This window comes from Halovulum sp. GXIMD14793 (assembly GCF_054457435.1).
On record NZ_JBTLNE010000004.1, the window covers coordinates 1 to 18,966 of the forward strand.

Consider the following 18,966-nt stretch of genomic DNA (forward strand, 5'->3'; position numbering starts at 1 on the left):
CGGCTTCCTGTTCTTTGATCATCCCAATGATTTGGACTTCCGTGAAACGGCTCTTTCGCATTCGTTTGCTCCTTCAAAAGGTTGAGCAAACTCTACATCAGAACGAGGGAAGTTTCGGGAGGCAGGTCACCGCTTTTGCTGCCTCACTGCTCGCAGTACCGCTGCAGGCTGGCAACGTCGAACCTTTCGTCGTCGTTGAAGAAGTCGTACAACCTGCGGGTTCCAACGCGGGTTGGATCGTTTTGGGACTGGCCGCGATTGCTATCGGCATCGCCATCGCAACCAGTGACGATGACGACGGCAACAACGAAGAACCAACAGGCCGCGTCGCAGTAGACTAAAGCGTTTCAAGTTTACCTTGAGACATCAAATAAAATCGAAACGCGTACACCATATAGGCTTATCACTGCGTTTCGGGATGATCCTTTGTCTCAGGTTTATCCCGAAACGCTTTAATAGCGCACCCTATCCAAACGCACTTTCGGTAAGTGCCTGCCTGGGCACCCCCTCGGCAGGCATTTACTTGCCGGTATATGGTTCGATCACATCCAGATCGATCAGACCCTGATCCGGCCCCAGCCATTGCTGCGACTTCCAGATCCGGCCTGCATTATCCACCAGATGAAACGCCCGGAACTCCACGCCGCCACCCTTGCAGGCCTCTGCCATCAGGGTGCCGGTATGCTGACGTTCGACAATCACCACTGTTGTCTCGCCGCCCGCGCCAAATCCACATTTCACCGTGATTGACCGACCCGCCGGACCGTCCCCGGGGAAGGTGTAGGTACGCCGAATGCTCTTGGGCCAGTTCTGCGGCGGGGTTGCGCGCACCACCGGGTCATCACCACTGCTAGACACACTTAGCAAATCATAGCCAAACCCGCGCGACCCGGTGATCAGACTGCCGCGCAGCGTGACCGATTGTGAAAAGCGCGAAACAAAGGTGACATAGGGGCCATTCACGCTGGTCGCGTTCATCAATGTGCGGCCCTTATCCCCCGGCAACTGAACATAGATCAGCGACCCACCGCTTTCCTCGACCAGCTTGCGGGTCAGCTTCTGCCCGCCACCACCGGCTGGCTCGTCCGGTCCGCTGCGAAACCTTTCGGTGATCTTGCCAAGAAAGACCGAAGCCATGGACTTTTCGCCGCCGCTGGAACAGCCGACCAACGACAAAGCGGTCAGCGCGATCAGCCCGCGCTTCACTGCCAAAATGTTGACCATTGGTCCTCCAACGAATTGGCATCAGCGTCGCGGATGCGGTCATATAGCCGCCCGGCCACACCCAAACGCGCGCCGCCATCGCGGGCACGATCAGCCATGGACAGGGATGCAGTGGACCGTGTTTCTTGCGGCAAGCCCCAGCGCAGCGGCATCGTAACCGTCACACCCTTGGCATAGCTACCCTCGCCAAAATCCTCAACCGAGACATTGGTGCGGGTGACATAGGCACTGACATCCCAGCCATTTGCGAACCGCCGCGACAGGGTCAGGGTCGCGCCCCAGTCTCCAGCCAGATAGCGCCCGGCATCCAGCTGCGCCTCGATCCCATGGAAGCCGGTGTCCCAGTAAACCGAGGCATGACCCGTGGTCACACCATAATCCAGCAGGCCAAACGGCTTGACCGGATCACGCTTGCGGGCATGGTTCACCTCTACCCCGAAGGCCAGGTCCGAATCCGTCGGGGCCCAAAGCACCTCGCCGCTGACACCGGCATACATACGTTCCAGCAGACCGGCCGAGACGCGGCCATAGAACGCCGGGGACAGTTTGAAAACATAATCCCCGGTCAGGCGCTCCAGTTCGACCGCATCACCGGCATAATACTGGCCACTGTCAGACCGGACCACCGGCACATCCGAAACCGGAACCGGCGGGGCCGAGGCTTCAGAGCCGACAAGACGCTTGGAAATCTCGGCCGATACGGACAGCCCCCGGGTGAACTGGTAGCGCGCGTTCGCATTCAACTGCAGATCGATATCAAGCTCGCTATCGGGGTCGAACAGGCTGAACGGCACGGACGGGTTCAACGCCCAGCTAAAACGACGGAAATCGTTGCGCTTGTAGACACCATCGCCGTCCAGGCTTCCCACAGCATCGCTTAGTTCCGCCGCCTGCCAGGCCGACAGGGACGCACCGGGACGATCAACCTGCGCCTCCAGGTCCGAGCGTTTCAGTTCCACCGTCGTGGTCGCAAGCGACCCTTCGATCGGCGTGATCCTGAACACCTCGACTGAGGGCGGCATCGCAGCGGCCAGAACCCGCGCCGTGCGGCCAATGGCACGCGGCAGACGCTTGGACCGGCCCGAGACAATGAAGATATCGACCTGACGTGCGCCGATACGCATTTCTTCGACGATAATGGAATCCTCGGCCAGAACCTTGGATACGGCGGTGACCAGTTTGGTGCGGTTCTTAGCGCTGCCTGCCCAGTTGGTGTTCATGGGCGCATTGGCCGGACGTGCCAGCAGCGGGGTTGGCCCGCGGCCGAAATCAGGTGCCGCCAGCGGGCGGCGCGGGTTGCCCGCAATGGTCAGTTGAAAGCCGACTGTGTCACCATACAGGTAATAGGCATCCAGCGTGAAAATCTTCTGCGTTTTGTAGCGCAGGCCGAAGTTGAACGGCGATTTGGCGTCAAAGCCGACGGCCTGCTCTGCCGTATAGGCGTCCGAGGAATACTCCGCCAGCAGGGTCAGCCCCTTGACCGGCGTCTGCCATTCCACCCCGCCAAAGAACGCCGCATCGCCGCGGAAATACTGGCCGAATTGCGGGCGTCCCGCGGGGCTGGTGACCGGATCACGCTCCCCAAAGCCCAGATCAAATCCGCCGCGCGACCCCAAGCGTCCCCAGCCGATCCCAGCGGTGACCCGAATGTCCTTGGTCAGGGACTTGCTGGCGACCAGATATTCCGCGCCATGCGGCCCTTCGCCCAGAAAATCGCGAAAGCCCAGGGCCAGGCCGGGCATACGGTCGCCCTCTTCCAGCAACTGGAACTGCAGATCAAAGCTGCGCGCAGACAGGTTGGACCCGCCATCAAGGTCATCCACCGTAACGTGGCGCACGGTCCCACTGACCCTTGGCAGGATCTGAAAGGTCATCCCGGTCCGCAGGTTGCCTTTGAAATAGCTGCTGGAAAAAGCCAGTTCCGCATCGGGCATCTGCACGGCGGCAGGCATGTCGATCAGGCCCGGCGCGCCATAGGTGTTATAACCCGGCGATTGCGCCATAGCAGGCAAAGCAACGCTGAAACCAAGAAATGCGGCCAAAGGCAATCGTGACATAGAGGCTTCCCCTTCCATCCCACCTCGTTTGTCATGAAAACAACGCGGCTGACAATGGGTTTGGCGCAGATTTTGTCGATATGTCACGCCTCGGCGTTCAGAATTGCCCTTAGACCGGCGTGATAGTCCGGATAAAGCAGCTTTACCCCCAACTGCTCCTTGATCCGTGCGTTGCTGACCCGCTTGTTATCCGCATAGAAGCTGCGCGCCATGGGCGACAGATCGGCGGTTTCAAAGGGGATATCGGGGGGCACGGGGACGCCCAGCAGATTGGCGGCCTCTTCTATCACATCCTGCGGCGGGGCGGGCAGATCATCGGCGACGTTATAGGCCGTGCCCGGATCGGGCCGCGCGATTGAGGCCGCCACGATCTGTGCGATATCTTCGACGTGAATACGGCTGAACACCTGGCCCGGCTTGACGATCCGGCGCGCTGTGCCATCGCGCAACTTGTCAAAGGCCGAGCGTCCCGGCCCATAAATCCCCGCCAGATGGAACACATGCACCGGCAGGCCATGGTCCTGATGCAGCGCCATCCAGTCATCATATTGCCGTGCGCGCAGCGCCCCGCGATGGCCGTTCGGCACATGCGGTGCGGTTTCATCCACCCATTCGCCATTTGCCCCGCCATATACCCCGGTTGTCGACAACAGGCCCAGCCATTGCAGATTGGGCAAATCGCCAGCATGGGCGCGCAGCACATCCAGCACCGGGTCACCCTCCTTGCCCGGCGGAACCGAGGACAGGATATGCGTGGCCGCCTTCAGCGCGGGCACCACGTCCTCCCCCGGCCAGCGCAAACCATCGCGCCCGTCCCGTGTCGTGCCCGTCACACGCCAATCCTGCGGGTCCAGCAGCTTCGCCAGATACCGCGCCGAATAGCCATAGCCGAATACAAGAAGATGGTTCACAGACATGCCCTCCACCGCCCTTGCTGTCACAGCCGGGGCGTCGGCTCAAGTGGGCTTGTCATGATAGGTCAGGGCATGGCGGATCATTTGCGACAAAAGGGCGGGCTTGATTTGATCGGGATCGGTGAACAGCACGGCCCGATTGCCCTCGAACTGAAACGCGTCTCCAAAGGTATCCCGAAAGGCCGGGATCACCTGGCTTTGGCAATGGGCATAGATCGCAAAACCACCGGCTTTGGGCACACCCAGACGCAATGTCGTGCCTTTCGGCGCCAGATAGGCGGGCTGCCCCCAACGCAAGGCTTCCTCCACCTTGATCCCGGCCTGATCCGCCACCTCAAGGATCAGATGCCGCAAGGCCAATGCCCCCCGGCGTGCATCCGCCGGGAGGGTGCCAAAGGCCTGTGCGACCGCGCCTTGCGGCTCAGACCAGCGGGACGCAGACATCTGTCAGCAGGTCCTCAGGCGCGACCTCGCGCGGGTTGTTGAGGTAAAGCTCATAGGGCGGCACATCGCGTGCCTCTTCGCCGGATTTCGGCAACCACTCACCATAGAGATGCTGATAGGCCGCCCCCAGCCCGGCATAGGGTCCCTTGAAGTGCATCACGGCGACCTTGCCGGCGGGCAGGTCAACCGTATCAAAGCCCTCTGGTGTTGCCATGCCGGTATCGCGCAGGATCAGCCCGGCATGAGAGCGCAAATCCTCATCCGGCACGGTCCCCGGAGAGTTGTAAAACACCCCCACCATGCCAGCGACCTGCGGCCAAAGATTGCGTGTTGCCGCCAAAGCGGCCACCTTTTCAAAGGCTTGGTTGATGGCCATGAAACTGCCCTTGTGTTCCAATGCCGCAACCTTGCGCGCCTCGACCTGTTGAATTTCTATCGGATACATCTGCTTTTCTCCTGTGTCGGGTTTCAGACGCAGCGGCAGAAGCTTACCCCCATTGCGGAAGGCTTCGGGGGGCAGGCCATAGGCCTCACGGAAGACCCGCGCGAAACTGCGCTGGTTGGGGTATCCGCACAGGGCGGCAACCTTTGTCAGGGGCAGGTTGCCATTAACCAGTTCTGCTGCGGCCCGGTTCAGCCGGATACGCCGGATTGCCGAGGCCAGGGTTTCCCCCTGAACGGCGGCAAAAACGCGGTGCCAGTGAAACCGCGACATCGCGGCGACATCGGCCAGGGTATCAAGGCTGAGATCCCCATCGAGATTTGCGTGGATGTACTCGAGCACCCGCAAAATCCGGTCTTCGTAACTGTGGCTCATGACCTCTCCTTTCGCTGCCAGACTGACATGGCATGAGGGGCGGTCACAAATCTTGCGGAGTTGGTCTGGCATCAACGCGGGGACCGAATTGCCGTCATCCTGGCCGAAAATGGCCTGCCAGCAAGCGTATGGCATGCGTATTGCGAGTGAAATTGTCAGAAATTGGTTCTCTGGTACAATAAATGAGGGCTATTGCTTCACAGGAAGACGGTGCAGTCATTCGCACTGAGCGCCGTGAAAGCTACCGACAGGCCCAAACTGTTGAATGCCGCGCGTTGCACGACCCACCACTTTCAGGTCGTATGGTAGGCGACTCATAGAATGCCGGGCGAAGTTCGCAGAAAGCCCTTGAATGAGGTCCTCTCTCAACTCAATTGAGCGGCCAGTGCAAACGCAAACCCAAGCAGGACGAGGCCCGAACAGACGCGGAAAACATCGTATCGCGCTTGTGTGAGGAACCGACTGCGAACCTTCTCCGCCAAAAGCGCATATGTGCTGAGCGATAGAATGGACAATCCGCAATAGGTCAAAACCAACACGATGGATTGCGGCCAGACGGCACGGGCCGGATCAAGCACCTGCGGAAAAAGCGCAAGATAGAAGAGCAGGGCTTTGGGGTTCGTAACGGCAAGCAGGAAGGCCTCGCGAAACAGAAGCTGAGGCAGTATGCGCTGGACCAAGGCTTTGTCCAAAACAAGAGGCTCATGCCTGATCATCAGCTTCACCCCCAGCCCGCCCAGATAGACAACACCAAGCCATCGAAACACCGTCCAGAGAATATCTGAGTTCACTACAAATGCGGCCACGCCACCGGCGCAAAGAGTGCCGCCAACAGCCAGTCCCAAAGCGTTGCCAAAGATAGTGGGCAGCACCGGCATGAACCCGAGCTGTAATGCCCGCCTGAGCGTGTTGAGATTGGCAGGTCCCGGCGTCACAATATTTGCGGCTGATATCATCGCGTATGACAGCCAAATTGCCCAAGACATGACTTAAACGCCCTTTCCAGCGCATAACTATGAATCCGCCAACGTGCAGTTTAAGCTGTCATATTGTCGATATCTTTTTCACATCGGAGGCTTTGGGCTGATATGCCACTCAGTATCAAAGATGAATTGGCTGGAATCTTTCACTATGGAAATCACACTTGATACGCTAGACCGCTCTCTGCTTGAAGAACTGAGCCGCAACGCCAGGTTAAGCTGGCGCGAACTTGCATCGCTGACCGGGGTCTCCGCACCAACTGTCAGAGATCGAATTCGGCGGTTGGAGGACACAGGCGTCATTTCCGGTTTCGGCGTTGAGTTATCTCCGAAAGCTCTGGGCTTTTCACTGGAGGCAATTGTTCGCTTCAAGCCCTTTCCGGCAAAAGTTCACCTACTTGCCGAAAAGATCATCGCTTGTGACCGCATCGTGCAGTGTGACAAGGTTACCGGCGAAGATGCCTTCGTCGCCCGCATGCTCCTTAGGATATCGCTGAACTGGATAAACTGCTGGAAGACTTTGCGATACATGCCTCGACCCAAACAGCGGTCATCAAATCCAGCACGGTTCGCATGCGCCAGCCACCACTTGACCGAAGTTGACCTGGGTCGTTGTTTCACGCCAAAGCTGACGTTCAAGCGCGTACAGTGACCGTGCATTTCGTCGACGTCTGATCTGTTCATGCGCAGCAAGGAGAAAGTCAGAGATACCTCTGATACAGTTCCATCTAGAGCCGGTGGGTTGACACCCACCCTACGGGCGGTCGCACTGCGGATACGGCGGCGGGGGCGCTTTGGTGGCGATCAAGTTGATTGCTGTTAACCGGGCAGCGCGTGCTCTTGAAGATATGCCGTCAAACCATCGGTCGTTGATTTTGTTCCGCACAATAGTTGATTGGCCCATGCCCCAACTTCAAACTGAACGATGTTCATCTCCCAAATACAGCCAACCACCTCTTTGACTCCATCCTTGAACTCTGTCGGGGTGTCCCAGCTTGCCCTCATCTGGTCGAGATGGGCCAAAACGCTGCCCCACTGCCAATAAAAAACCGGAGAGACGACCCCCACCTCTGCAAAGTGAACGATTTGAAATGCAACGCCTTGGTTGCCTGCTTCATTGTTCAATGACCCGGCTTTGGGCAATCGCCTTAGCGCTTCCTCAGAGGCTGCGGTCGCAATAGCTTCATCAAACTTTTTTCCATCGGCAAGAATGGCATATCGTTTCAGATACCACCCGTTTCTTTCAATATGCGAAAGTGCCAAAACCGGGCGCGGACGAAATGGCTGCAAACTGTTCAAATCAAACTCCTGAATACCGGTGCCTAAGCTTAGCTGAGCCGCATCGAAATACGTAGCGGTAAGATAGCAGACCTTCATCCATCGCGCCGCCGCAGAATCGTCATTTGCATTCATCGGTCATCGCGGCCATATGTCGGGGTAAGGAGATCAGCCGATGCAGAACTATCTGGATTTCGAAAAGGGCCTTGCCGAGATTGAGGGCAAGGCGGAAGAACTTCGCGCCATGGCCCGGACAAACGAGGACATGGATGTCGAGGATGAGGCCAAGGCGCTGGATAAAAAGGCGCAAGGCATGCTGACTGATCTTTATCGCGATCTGTCGCCCTGGCAGAAATGTCAGGTGGCGCGGCATCCTGACCGGCCGCATTGCAAAGACTATATCGACGCCCTGTTCACCGAATACACGCCCCTGGCGGGCGACCGGAATTTTGCCGATGATCATGCGGTGATGGGCGGCCTTGCGCGGTTCAACGACGCGCCGGTGATGGTGATCGGCCACGAAAAGGGCAATGACACCAAGACCCGCATCGAGCGCAATTTCGGCATGGCCCGGCCCGAAGGCTATCGCAAGGCGATCCGGCTGATGGATATGGCGGATCGGTTCGGGTTGCCGGTTATCTCGCTTATTGACACGCCGGGTGCCTATCCCGGCAAAGGCGCGGAGGAGCGTGGCCAGTCCGAGGCGATTGCCCGGTCGACGGAGAAATGCCTGAGCGTGGGTGTGCCGCTGGTGTCACTGGTGATTGGAGAGGGCGGCTCTGGCGGGGCGGTGGCGTTTGCGACGGCGGACCGGCTGGGGATGCTGGAACACTCTATCTATTCGGTGATCAGCCCTGAGGGCTGTGCCTCGATCCTGTGGAAGGATTCTGAAAAGATGCGCGAGGCCGCAGAGGCGTTACGCCTGACCGCGCAGGATCTGAACAAGCTGGGCGTTGTCGACCGGCTGATCAAGGAACCATTGGGCGGGGCGCAGCGCAATAAGGATGATACGATTGAGGCTGTCGGCAAGGGCATCAAAAAGATGCTGGCCGAGGTGGTGGATATGGACCCGGTCGACCGTCGCGAGGCGCGGCGGCAGAAATATCTGGCAATGGGGTCGAAGGCGCTGGCGGCCTGATCTGATGCGGGCTATGTCTCGGGGGGCTGGTCAGGAAGTTGGGTCCCATGAGCCTTAGGCGCAAATTGCTTCTGACGCTGCTTGTGCTGGCGTCGTGTCTTTACCTTTGGAACGCCTCCTGGCTGGCACCAGCCTCGCAGCAGGAGGCTCGGCTTCTGGCGCATCGCGGGGTCCACACGCTTTTCAGCCGAGAGGGTCTGGACGCGAAGACCTGCACGGCAGCGCAAAGCCTGCCGCCGGTGTCGCCGTTTATCGAGAATACGATCCCGTCGATGAAAGCCGCCTTTGACGCCGGGGCGGATGTTGTGGAGTTGGATATACAACTGACGGCAGACGGGCGGTTTGCTGTGTTCCACGACTGGACCCTCAACTGCCGAACCGATGGGGCCGGTGTGACACGGGAGCAGACGCTGGCGCAGTTGCAGAGCCTTGATATCGGCTATGGGTATCGTGTTGACGGGGACGTGTTTCCCCTGCGCGGCAAGGGGATAGGCCTGATGCCCAGTCTGGCGGAGGTGATGACGGCATTCCCTGACGGGCGTTTTTTGATTGATCTGAAATCCAACGACCGGAACGAAGGGGAGGCGCTGGCCAAGGCCCTTTCTGACCACCCGGATTGGCGCGACCGGGTTTGGGGTGTCTATGGTGGTGAAAAGCCGGTTCAGGCGGTCACCGCGGCCGTGCCGGGGATGCGCGGGCTGAGCAAACCGGCGCTGAAATCCTGCCTGAAGCAATATGTTGCGCTGGGGTGGTCAGGATATGTGCCGGGGCCATGCCGCAACGCGATTGTGATGGTTCCTGCCAATTATGGTGTCTGGCTTTGGGGCTGGCCAAACCGCTTTGTCGCCCGGATGGAGAAGGCGGGATCGGTGGTGATCCTGCGCGGGCCGATGGAGGGCAGTTTTGCCACTGGGATTGATACACCGGATCAGGCGGCCAGCTACAACGACTTTCCCGGCCTTATCTGGACCAATGATATTCTGACCATTGCGCCCCTGATCCGGCGCTGATCCGGCGCTGGCGACCTTTTTCGCTTTTCGCCCATATCGTGGTGGTCTATAAGAAAATCAACGAAATATTGTAAGAAACGACCCGAGGTTCCCCGGTAGTGGCTGACGATCCCGAGCTTCCAGAAGATGACGCAACGCCGCCCCAGCGGCCGCCCTATGACGGGCCGACTATCGCGATTGAAGAGGAGATGGAGACATCCTTCCTTGACTATGCGATGTCGGTCATCATCAGCCGTGCGATCCCGGATCTGCGCGACGGGTTGAAGCCGGTTCACAGGCGCATTCTTTATGCAATGCACGAGACCGGAAACACCGCCGACAAGGCCTATCGCAAATCGGCGCGCCCTGTTGGCGATGTCATGGGGAAATACCATCCGCATGGCGATAGCGCTATCTATGATGCGCTGGTGCGCATGGCGCAGGATTTCTCCATGTCGCTGCCGCTTTTGGATGGGCAGGGCAATTTCGGGTCCATGGATGGCGATGCCCCGGCGGCGATGCGCTATACCGAGGTGCGGATGGACAAGCCGGCGGATTTCCTGCTGGCCGATATTAATCAGGACACGGTCGATTTTCAGGAAAACTATGACGGCAAGGATCAGGAACCTTCGGTCCTGCCCGCACGGTTTCCCAATATGCTGGTCAATGGCGCGGGCGGTATTGCTGTTGGTATGGCGACCAACATTCCGCCGCACAATCTGGGCGAGGTGATTGACGCCTGTCAGGCGCTGATTGAGCAGCCGGATTTATCCTCGGAACAGTTGATTGACTATGTGCCTGCGCCGGATTTCCCGACGGGGGCGATGATCCTGGGCCGGTCAGGGGCGCGCAAGGCGTATCTTGAGGGGCGTGGGTCGGTCATCATTCGGGCCAGAACCAGCGTTGAGGAAATCCGCAAGGATCGCTACGCCATTGTCATTCACGAGATCCCCTATCAGGTGAACAAGGCCACGATGATCGAGCGTGTTGCCGAACTGGTGCGCGACAAGAAGATCGAGGGGATTGCCCATATCCAGGACGAAAGCGACCGCCATGGCGTGCGCGTTGTCATAGAGCTGAAGCGGGATGCGACGGCAGAGGTGGTGCTGAACCAGCTGTTCCGGTTCACGCCGATGCAGACCTCGTTCGGGTGCAACATGCTGGCGCTGAATGGCGGTCGGCCCGAGCAGTTGACATTGCGGGATTTTCTGACCTCGTTCCTTGGGTTCCGCGAAGAGGTGGTGGCGCGGCGCACGGCGTTCAAACTGCGCAAGGCGCGCGAGCGTAGCCATATCCTGTGCGGTTTGGCCGTGGCGGTCAGCAATGTTGATGAGGTGGTGGCGACGATCCGTGCCTCGGCCGATCCGGCGGAAGCGCGGGAAAAGCTGATGACCCGGCGGTGGCCAGCGCAGGACATTGCCGAGTATATCCAGCTGATCGACGATCCCAGCCACAAGATGAACGAGGACGGGACCTATAACCTGTCTGAAACGCAAGCCCGCGCCATTCTGGAGCTGCGCCTGCAACGTCTGACCGCCATGGGTGTCAAGGAGGTCACGGACGAGCTGCAGGAGCTGGCGGCGAAGATCATCGACTATCTGGATATCCTGCGCTCGCGGGAACGGATCATGCAGATCATCTCGGACGAGCTGGCCGAGGTGAAAGAGCAATTCGCTGTCCCCCGCCGGACCGAGATCACCGACTGGTCCGGTGATATGGACGACGAGGACCTGATCGAGCGCGAGGATATGGTCGTGACGGTGACCAACTCGGGCTATATCAAGCGCACACCGCTGGCCGATTACCGCGCACAAAAGCGTGGCGGCAAGGGTCTGCAGGGCATGGACACCAAGGACGAGGATTTCGTCACCCGTTTGTTCGTGGCCAATACCCATACGCAGTTGCTGTTCTTCACCACGGACGGGATGGTCTATAAGCTGAAGACCTGGCGTCTGCCGCAGGGTGGGCGCAGTGCGCGCGGCAAGGCGATTGTGAACATTCTGCCGATCCCGCAGGGCACCTCTATCGCGGCGATCATGCCGGTGGATCGGGACGAGGACGACTGGGCCGATCTGCAGATCGTCTTTGCCACCGATATGGGCGATGTGCGGCGCAACGCGCTGTCGGATTTCACCAATGTGAAGTCCAACGGCAAGATCGCGATGAAACTGCCCGAGGGCGTCAGCCTGATCAACGCGCGGATCTGTTCCGAAGACGATGATTTCATGCTGGTCACCGCCAAGGGCAAGGCGATCCGCTTCCCCACCACGGATGTGCGGGTCTTTAAGGGCCGCGATTCCACCGGTGTGCGGGGTGTCAAACTGCTGGGTGAGGACCGGGTTGTTTCCATGTCGGTCATTCGTCATTTTGAGGCCGAGCCCTGGGAACGCGTCGCGTTCGAAAAGCGCTATCGCACCGAACATGGTGACGAGACCGAGGAAGAGACCGAAATCGCCGAGAGCGACGAGGAAGATATCGCCGAAGGCACCCTGTCCGAGGAGCGCTATCAGGAGATGCTGGCAGCCCAGGATTTGATCCTGACGCTGACCCAGACCGGGTCGGGCAAGCTGTCATCCTCGCACGGGTATCCGGTGCGCGGACGGGGCGGTCAGGGCGTCTGGGGCATGGATTCCAAGATGCGCGGCGGACCCCTTGTCGCGTCGTTCCCGGTGGCGCTGGATGATCAGATCATGCTGGTCACTGATACCGGCCAGTCGATCCGCTGCCCGGTCAGCGGCATTTCCTTCCGGTCCCGCGGCGCAGGCGGCGTGCGGGTGTTCAACACCGCCAAGAATGAAAAGGTCGTGTCGGTCGCGTGGATTGCTGAGCAGGCGGAGGATGACGAGGACGACGCGGCAGAGTAGCGGCACGTTCGGGTGGCGTTCAATGGGTCAGCTTTCGTATGGCGCTCTAAGATAACCGTTTCCAATCAGTGCGTTTTCTAACTAAGCGCGACACGACGCGGTTGACGTTACGGAATGCTCGTCGCAGAACGGTTGAGATTTCTTTATCTGGGGTGAGCTAATGAAGCAGTTTCTGATCGCATCGGCCGTTCTGGCCGTATCTTCTACAGCCAGCTTTGCACAAAGCGGTGGCATCGCTGCCGGCAACGTCGGTGTGACCTATGAGTATCTTGAGCTTGATGGCCAGAGCGGGGACGCCATCAGCCTGAATGGTGACGTCGCTTTTGACATTACACCGCGATTTGGCATCCAGACCGGGGCCAACTACACGTTTCGCGATAGCATCGATAATGTAGGCGTTAATCTGCATCTCTATACGCGCTTCGGCAGTTCCAAGGCTGGTGCTTTTGTCGGTTATGAGAACTTTTCTATCGACAGCGGCGGCACCGCCGAGGCGCTGAGCTACGGTGTTGAGGCGATGATCGACGGTGGCACGGTCGACTATGAATTGCGGGTTGGTCAGCAGAGGTTTAACCAGCTCGGCAGTTCTACAAACCTGACGTTCGCCGGTGCCTCGATATTTTATGATTACGGTCAAAACCTGACTTTTGTCGGTGGTCTGAAGTATAGCGATATCGATGTCGTCGACTTTTATCAGTTTGCGGTCGGTGCGGATTACTACATCAACCAGAAGTTCAAGCTGGCCGGGCGGGTCGGCTATAACTATGCCACCGGCTCAGGCTCGGGCAGTCTCAGTGGTGCGTTGGCAAGCATCAGCCTGTCTTATGAATTCGGCGGACGCAAGGACCGGTTGTTTGGCGGCCAGTCGCCGGTCGGCACACTCGCGACGCTTTCGCCCTGACCTAACGTCAGCCTTTGATTTGAGCGCCCCCGGTTTCGGGGGCGTTTTCTTTTGTGAACGCCCATGCTGGCGCAGTAACTCTACAGTTCCAGAATGAGTCGCGCCTGCAACAGATTTCAAAATTGTCTGTTCTTGAGCCAGCAATACTTGACCCAGTTGCCGGTGCCATGCATTCAGATTTCAGGTAATACGTAGGGGGATTTCCAGATGAAATACGCATATATAGCAGCCGCTTTCCTTATCGCCGCGCCAGTAGCAGGTCTTGCGCAAAGCGGCCTGACAGCTGGAAACGTCGGGATTAGCTACGACTATCGTAACCTAAGTTCCGGCGGTGGGAGCACTGACGTCGACTCCTACAACATCAACGGAGATGTGGCCTTTGACATCACACCACGCTTCGGGATGCAGATTGGTGCTGATTATCGCGATTTTGGTCGGCTAAGTGCCGCTAATATCGACCTGCACGGATATACCCGGTTTGGAAACGCAAAAGTTGGCGCATTCTTCCGGTACAAGAACTACGCGATAAGCAGCGGGGACTTTGATGCCTTGAGCTACGGTATCGAAGCTATGATTGATGGCGGCAAAGTCGACTATGAGTTCCGGCTTGGACAGGAAGACATCGATTTGCCGGGGTGGGCAGAGTTCACATATGCTGGCGCGAGCGTCTATTATGATTTCAATCAGAACCTGACATTTGTAGGCGACCTGACATATAGCGATCATTTCGTCTTTGATAGTTTTGGTGTGTCAGTCGGTGCGGACTACTACTTTAACCAGCGCATCAAACTGTCCGGCCGCGTCGGCTATGAGAACCTGTCTCAGAATTTCGGTGGTGGCACCATCGATGGCTACCGCGCTGGTATCGGCCTGTCCTATGACTTTGGTGGTCGCAAGGATCGCTTGTTCGGGACCCAGTCCCCTTCGGACGATTTATTGAGCCTGCTTTTCGACTGAAGCAGTTGACGTAAGACGTTTCACCCTCCGGCGCTGGCCGGGGGGTGTTTTTGTGGGCAGGTGCCGTAACCACGGCCTTGGATGCGCGAAGGCCTCTTTCTTTCGGCGGCACACTCCCCTAAATCCAGCGCATGACACATCCTATTCATATTATCGGCGGCGGCATGGCCGGGTCCGAGGCGGCGTGGCAGGCGGCTGAGGCGGGCGTGCCGGTGGTTTTGCATGAGATGCGGCCGGTGCGCGGGACGTTTGCGCATCAGACGAACGGGTTGGCGGAGCTGGTTTGCTCTAACTCATTCCGGTCGGATGATGACCAGCAGAACGCCGTGGGGTTGCTGCATTGGGAGATGCGGCAAGCCGGTGGCCTGATCATGGAGATGGGTGACCGGCATTCGCTGCCCGCAGGCGGCGCGCTGGCTGTGGATCGGAAGGCGTTTTCGGCAGCGGTAACGGAGCGGCTGAGCAATCATCCCCTGATCACGATTGAACGGGGTGAGCTGGTTGATCTGCCGCCCGCAGACTGGGGCAACACGATTATTGCCACCGGCCCCCTGACCTCCGAACCGCTGGCCGAGGCGATCCGGGCGGCGACCGACCAGGATGCGTTGGCGTTCTTTGATGCCATTGCGCCTATCGTTCATGCCGATACGATCGACATGGACAAGGCCTGGGCGCAGTCCCGCTATGACAAGGGCGAGACGGAGGAGCAGCGGACCGCTTATCTGAACTGCCCGATGGACCGGGATCAGTATGAGGGCTTTATTGACGCGCTGCTGAGCGCGGAAAAGACGGAGTTCCGCGATTGGGAGAAAGCCACGCCCTATTTCGATGGCTGCTTGCCGATTGAGGTGATGGCCGAGCGGGGCCGCGAGACGCTGCGCTTTGGGCCGATGAAGCCGGTTGGCCTGACCAACCCGCATTCGGACGAGAAGCCCTATGCCGTGGTGCAGCTGCGCCGCGATAATGCGCTGGGGACGCTTTACAATATCGTCGGGTTCCAGACGAAGATGAAATACGGTGCCCAGACAGAGGTGTTCCGCAGCATTCCCGGGCTGGAAAAGGCGGAATTTGCGCGTCTGGGCGGTATTCATCGCAACACGTTTATCAACTCTCCCAAATTGTTGGACGGGCAGATGCGCCTGCGCAGCCGCCCTGACCTGCGCTTTGCCGGGCAGATCACCGGGGTTGAGGGCTATGTCGAAAGCGCTGCCATGGGCCTGCTGGCCGGACGGCTGGCGGCGGCCGAGGCGCAGGGGCGTGACCTGTCCCCGCCGCCAGACACAACGGCCATGGGCGCGCTGATCACGCATATTACCGGCGGGGCGGATGCCAAGACGTTCCAGCCGATGAACGTCAATTTCGGCTTGTTCCCACCGATTGATGCCCGTGGGGGACGGCGCGGCCGCAAGGAGCGGTACAAGGCCTATACGGACCGGGCCAAGGTGGACTTTGCCGCCTGGTGCGCGGGCTAGGATTAATGGGTCCTGACCCTAGACCCCTGCCCAGCAGCGCGCTACGCTGACGGTATGAATGACAAGACCTTTCTGACCGACGTTTACGATCTGGAAAGCGCGGGGGAGACCCGGGGCCTTTATCGGGATTGGTCCGGCAGCTATGATGCTGAGCTGACCTCGCAGGGGTATGTCGGGCCGACACGGTGTGCGGCGGCGCTGGCCGGGCATGGGGCTGATCCGGCGGCCCCCTTGCTGGATATCGGCTGCGGCACGGGTCTGTCGGGTCAGGCGTTGGCAAAGGCCGGGTTCACGCTGATTGACGGGGCCGATTTCAGCGCCGAGATGCTGGAGGGTGCGCGCAGCAAGGGCGTGTATCGCAGCCTGCATCACACCGATGTCGCGGACCCGTTTCCCTTTGCCCCCGGCGATTACAAAAATGCCTCGGCCATCGGGTTGTTCAGCCCCGGCCATGCCCCACCAGAGACGATTGACGCTGTCCTGGCACTGCTGCCCGCCGGTGGGTGTTTCGTGTTCACCCTGAACGATCACGCCTTGGCTGATCCGGCCTATGAGGCCCGTATTCGCGGCAATATCGACAGCGGTCGGGCGGCATTGCTGTTCAAGGAACATGGGGACCATGTCACCGGTATTGGGCTGGGTGCCACAGTCTATGTCTTGCGCAAGACCTGATGCACACCGAACGCTTTGCGCCATCGCCAACCGGGCCGCTGCATCTGGGGCATGCGTTTTCTGCATTGACTGCCTTTGAACGGGCGCAGGCCGCGGGTGGCGCGTTTTTGCTGCGTATCGAGGACACGGACATCACCCGGTGCCGCCCTGAGTGGGAAGCGCAGATTTACGATGACCTTCGCTGGCTGGGGGTAAGCTGGCCCGAACCGATATTGCGGCAGTCCGAGCGGTTCCCGCTGTATCGGGAGACGCTGGCGGCGCTTTGGGATCGCGGTCTGGTTTTTGCCTGCAGCTGCAGCCGCCGCGATGTGCAAGCGGCCGCGTCCGCGCCAAACGAGGGCATGCCGCTGATCGGGCCGGATGGTATCGTTTACCCCGGCACATGCCGAGGCCTGCCGCGTACAGGGCCACTGCCCGATGTGCCGGTGTTGCGTCTGGATATGCGCCGGGCGGTTGAGGCACTTGGCGGGCGGGACCTGACCTATGTGGAGACCGGAACCGAGCCGGGGGTGGTGACGGTTTGTGCTGAGGCCCTGATCCACCAGGTCGGCGATGTGGTGCTGGGGCGGCATGGCACCGGCACATCCTATCACCTGTCGGTGGTCGTGGATGATGCGTTTCAGCAGATCAGCCATGTCACCCGGGGCGAGGATCTGCGTGAGGCCACCCAGAGCCATGTTCTGCTTCAAGCGCTGCTGGACCTGCCGACGCCGGTTTATCACCATCATAGGCTGATCCGGGATGACACTGGCAAGCGTCTGGCAAAGCGGGATGATGCCCGCGCTATCGCGACATACCGCGCCGATGGCGCAACGGTGGATGACATTCGGCAGATGGTGGGGTTGGAGCGTCTCGCGAAATAGCTGAGATATCATGTATCATCGAACGCGTTGAAATCTTTGATTTCAGGCAGCGTTGGATGATTCACATTTTCGCATGACGCGTCAGAGCGGATCTGAGGTGATCACCTCAATCCCATCCTGAAGTTCGGTGTAAAAGCAATTGCGCCGCCCGGTGTGACAGGCCGGGCCGGTCTGATCGACCTGCATCAGCAGGCAATCCCGGTCGCAATCGATCCTGAGCGATACCAGCTTTTGCACATGGCCCGAGGTCGCCCCCTTGCGCCACAGCTCTGCCCGTGAACGGGACCAGTAGGTGACATCGCCGGTCCGCAGGGTTTCGGTCAGGCTGTCGGCATTCATCCAGGCCATCATCAGCACCTCGCCCGTGCTGGCGTCCTGTGCGATTGCCGGGATCAGACCGTTGGTGTCATATTTCAGGTTACCTGGATCGAATTTTGCCATGCGACGTACCGTTCCTTTCCCAAAGCGCTATTCCGTCCTATCTATTGTTGTGAAATGAAAATGGAAAGCGTGGCGCGGATGAGCGATGCGGATCTGATCAAACTCTATTCTCAGCGGATTCTGGCGCTGACCACCAGCATTCCGCATCAGGAGCGGCTGACGGCCCCTGATGCCACTGCGTTCAAACGCTCACCACTATGCGGGTCGACGGTGACGGTGGATCTGGCATTGCAGGACGGGCGGATCAGTGCGTACGCCCAGGATGTGAAAGCCTGTGCGCTGGGACAGGCCTCTGCCGCGGTATCGGGGGCGCAGATGATCGGGCGCAGCCGGGCAGAAATCACGACAGCCCGCACCCAGTTGCATGACATGCTGAAATCCGGCGGACCCGTTCCGGGCGCCCCCTTTGACGGCTTCGAAGTGCTGGAGCCGGCCCGGGATTACAAGAATCGCCATGCCTCTATTCTGCTGGCTCTGGATGCGACGCTTGAGGCATTTGACGAGGCTTTGGCCAAGAGCAGCCAGAGCGTCTCACAAAGCACCTGAGCCAATCCGGCTGCGCGGACCTGTCTTTAACGCGTCATGCGACATTGAATTGTCGGGAGTTGCCTGATGTCTCAGGTATTTCTTGAGATATTACACGGTCAGAGAAAAGAAAAACGCCGCAGACCCGGTAGGGCTGCGGCGGTAAGTTGGCGATCCGTCATGGGAAAGATGGGCAAGCATCTCGCCGAGGCAGGCAATGGCCCGACGCATGAACACGGTCCGCAGGCAAAGAGGTCAGATCAGTCCAGGAAGAAACAGGCTGAACAGAAAGATCCCGCAGATCACCGCCAGTCCCAGCGCATCGGTGATCAGTGCCCGGGGGGCCGTGTCGGTTATGCGGCGAAACGTGGCGATCATGGTGAGCATCCTCTGTTCGTGTTGCTTGTATGTTCTCCTATTCGGTAACGAT

At 59.2% G+C, this 18,966-nt stretch carries 20 protein-coding genes; 11 read left to right on the top strand and 9 right to left on the bottom strand.

Translation table 11 applies throughout. The annotated features are described in order from the left end of the window. Window positions 1–341: hypothetical protein (locus tag ACW9UQ_RS01100; protein ID WP_458929144.1), on the top strand; the 341-nt coding region annotated here is incomplete at its 5' end. A gap of 178 nt (window positions 342–519) precedes the next feature. Here ACW9UQ_RS01100 and ACW9UQ_RS01105 read toward each other — a convergent pair. From ACW9UQ_RS01105 to ACW9UQ_RS01130, 6 genes are all read right to left on the bottom strand, one after another. Then, window positions 520–1,224, bottom strand: coding sequence for a YjbF family lipoprotein (locus ACW9UQ_RS01105; protein ID WP_458929145.1), 705 nt, complete (start codon window positions 1,222–1,224; stop codon window positions 520–522). After that, a complete protein-coding gene (locus ACW9UQ_RS01110) occupies window positions 1,203–3,281 on the bottom strand; it encodes a YjbH domain-containing protein (RefSeq protein ID WP_458929146.1) in 2,079 nt (692 codons plus the stop codon). Before ACW9UQ_RS01110 ends, ACW9UQ_RS01105 begins: the two co-directional genes overlap by 22 nt. A gap of 83 nt (window positions 3,282–3,364) precedes the next feature. Beyond that, complete coding sequence (locus tag ACW9UQ_RS01115) at window positions 3,365–4,198, bottom strand: SDR family oxidoreductase (RefSeq protein ID WP_458929147.1); 834 nt, start codon at window positions 4,196–4,198, stop codon at window positions 3,365–3,367. A 39-nt stretch (window positions 4,199–4,237) separates the two neighbouring features. Beyond that, window positions 4,238–4,639, bottom strand: a complete 402-nt coding sequence (locus ACW9UQ_RS01120) for a DUF1801 domain-containing protein (protein WP_458929148.1) — start codon at window positions 4,637–4,639, stop codon at window positions 4,238–4,240. Further along, the gene (locus tag ACW9UQ_RS01125; protein ID WP_458929149.1) at window positions 4,617–5,456 is read right to left on the bottom strand and encodes an AraC family transcriptional regulator; all 840 of its coding nucleotides are present in this window, start codon (window positions 5,454–5,456) and stop codon (window positions 4,617–4,619) included. The genes ACW9UQ_RS01120 and ACW9UQ_RS01125 overlap by 23 nt, the downstream gene beginning before the upstream one ends. Before the next feature lie 365 nt (window positions 5,457–5,821). Continuing rightward, entirely contained in the window at window positions 5,822–6,442 is a 621-nt protein-coding gene (locus ACW9UQ_RS01130) for a LysE family translocator (protein ID WP_458929150.1), read from the bottom strand. A 145-nt stretch (window positions 6,443–6,587) separates the two neighbouring features. On the opposite strand from ACW9UQ_RS01130, the gene ACW9UQ_RS01135 reads away from it, so the two are divergent. After that, the gene (locus tag ACW9UQ_RS01135) at window positions 6,588–7,088 is read left to right on the top strand and encodes an Lrp/AsnC family transcriptional regulator (protein WP_458929151.1); all 501 of its coding nucleotides are present in this window, start codon (window positions 6,588–6,590) and stop codon (window positions 7,086–7,088) included. Between the two features lie 167 nt (window positions 7,089–7,255). Here ACW9UQ_RS01135 and ACW9UQ_RS01140 read toward each other — a convergent pair whose 3' ends face one another. Further along, on the bottom strand, window positions 7,256–7,849 hold the full coding sequence (locus tag ACW9UQ_RS01140) for a hypothetical protein (protein WP_458929152.1): 594 nt from the start codon (window positions 7,847–7,849) through the stop codon (window positions 7,256–7,258). A 40-nt stretch (window positions 7,850–7,889) separates the two neighbouring features. Between ACW9UQ_RS01140 and ACW9UQ_RS01145 the strand changes: the two genes are divergently transcribed. The 8 genes from ACW9UQ_RS01145 to gluQRS all read left to right on the top strand — a co-directional run bounded on the left by ACW9UQ_RS01145 (window position 7,890) and on the right by gluQRS (window position 17,570). Beyond that, a complete protein-coding gene (locus tag ACW9UQ_RS01145) occupies window positions 7,890–8,852 on the top strand; it encodes an acetyl-CoA carboxylase carboxyltransferase subunit alpha (RefSeq protein ID WP_458929153.1) in 963 nt (320 codons plus the stop codon). 47 nt (window positions 8,853–8,899) lie between these two features. Continuing rightward, window positions 8,900–9,862: a glycerophosphodiester phosphodiesterase family protein gene (locus ACW9UQ_RS01150; RefSeq protein WP_458929154.1), complete on the top strand. Its 963-nt coding sequence runs from the start codon at window positions 8,900–8,902 to the stop codon at window positions 9,860–9,862. A gap of 98 nt (window positions 9,863–9,960) precedes the next feature. Continuing rightward, entirely contained in the window at window positions 9,961–12,705 is a 2,745-nt protein-coding gene (gyrA, locus tag ACW9UQ_RS01155; RefSeq protein WP_458929155.1) for a DNA gyrase subunit A, read from the top strand. A 160-nt stretch (window positions 12,706–12,865) separates the two neighbouring features. Next, window positions 12,866–13,606 (top strand): hypothetical protein, encoded by a 741-nt coding sequence (locus ACW9UQ_RS01160; RefSeq protein ID WP_458929156.1) that lies wholly within the window; start codon window positions 12,866–12,868, stop codon window positions 13,604–13,606. A 207-nt stretch (window positions 13,607–13,813) separates the two neighbouring features. After that, window positions 13,814–14,563 (top strand): outer membrane beta-barrel protein, encoded by a 750-nt coding sequence (locus ACW9UQ_RS01165; RefSeq protein WP_458929157.1) that lies wholly within the window; start codon window positions 13,814–13,816, stop codon window positions 14,561–14,563. 131 nt (window positions 14,564–14,694) lie between these two features. Further along, entirely contained in the window at window positions 14,695–16,035 is a 1,341-nt protein-coding gene (trmFO, locus tag ACW9UQ_RS01170) for a methylenetetrahydrofolate--tRNA-(uracil(54)-C(5))-methyltransferase (FADH(2)-oxidizing) TrmFO (RefSeq protein WP_458929158.1), read from the top strand. 54 nt (window positions 16,036–16,089) lie between these two features. Then, the gene (locus ACW9UQ_RS01175; protein ID WP_458929159.1) at window positions 16,090–16,707 is read left to right on the top strand and encodes a class I SAM-dependent DNA methyltransferase; all 618 of its coding nucleotides are present in this window, start codon (window positions 16,090–16,092) and stop codon (window positions 16,705–16,707) included. Further along, window positions 16,707–17,570, top strand: a complete 864-nt coding sequence (gene gluQRS / locus ACW9UQ_RS01180) for a tRNA glutamyl-Q(34) synthetase GluQRS (protein WP_458929160.1) — start codon at window positions 16,707–16,709, stop codon at window positions 17,568–17,570. The genes ACW9UQ_RS01175 and gluQRS overlap by 1 nt, the downstream gene beginning before the upstream one ends. Window positions 17,571–17,651: 81 nt before the next feature. Here gluQRS and hisI read toward each other — a convergent pair whose 3' ends face one another. Beyond that, window positions 17,652–18,011 (bottom strand): phosphoribosyl-AMP cyclohydrolase, encoded by a 360-nt coding sequence (gene hisI, locus ACW9UQ_RS01185; protein WP_458929161.1) that lies wholly within the window; start codon window positions 18,009–18,011, stop codon window positions 17,652–17,654. Between the two features lie 78 nt (window positions 18,012–18,089). Between hisI and ACW9UQ_RS01190 the strand changes: the two genes are divergently transcribed. After that, window positions 18,090–18,557 (top strand): iron-sulfur cluster assembly scaffold protein, encoded by a 468-nt coding sequence (locus ACW9UQ_RS01190; RefSeq protein WP_458929162.1) that lies wholly within the window; start codon window positions 18,090–18,092, stop codon window positions 18,555–18,557. 234 nt (window positions 18,558–18,791) lie between these two features. Here the strand turns inward: ACW9UQ_RS01190 and ACW9UQ_RS01195 are convergent, their stop codons facing one another. Next, window positions 18,792–18,914, bottom strand: coding sequence for a hypothetical protein (locus tag ACW9UQ_RS01195; RefSeq protein ID WP_458929163.1), 123 nt, complete (start codon window positions 18,912–18,914; stop codon window positions 18,792–18,794). Window positions 18,915–18,966 lie beyond the last annotated feature (52 nt).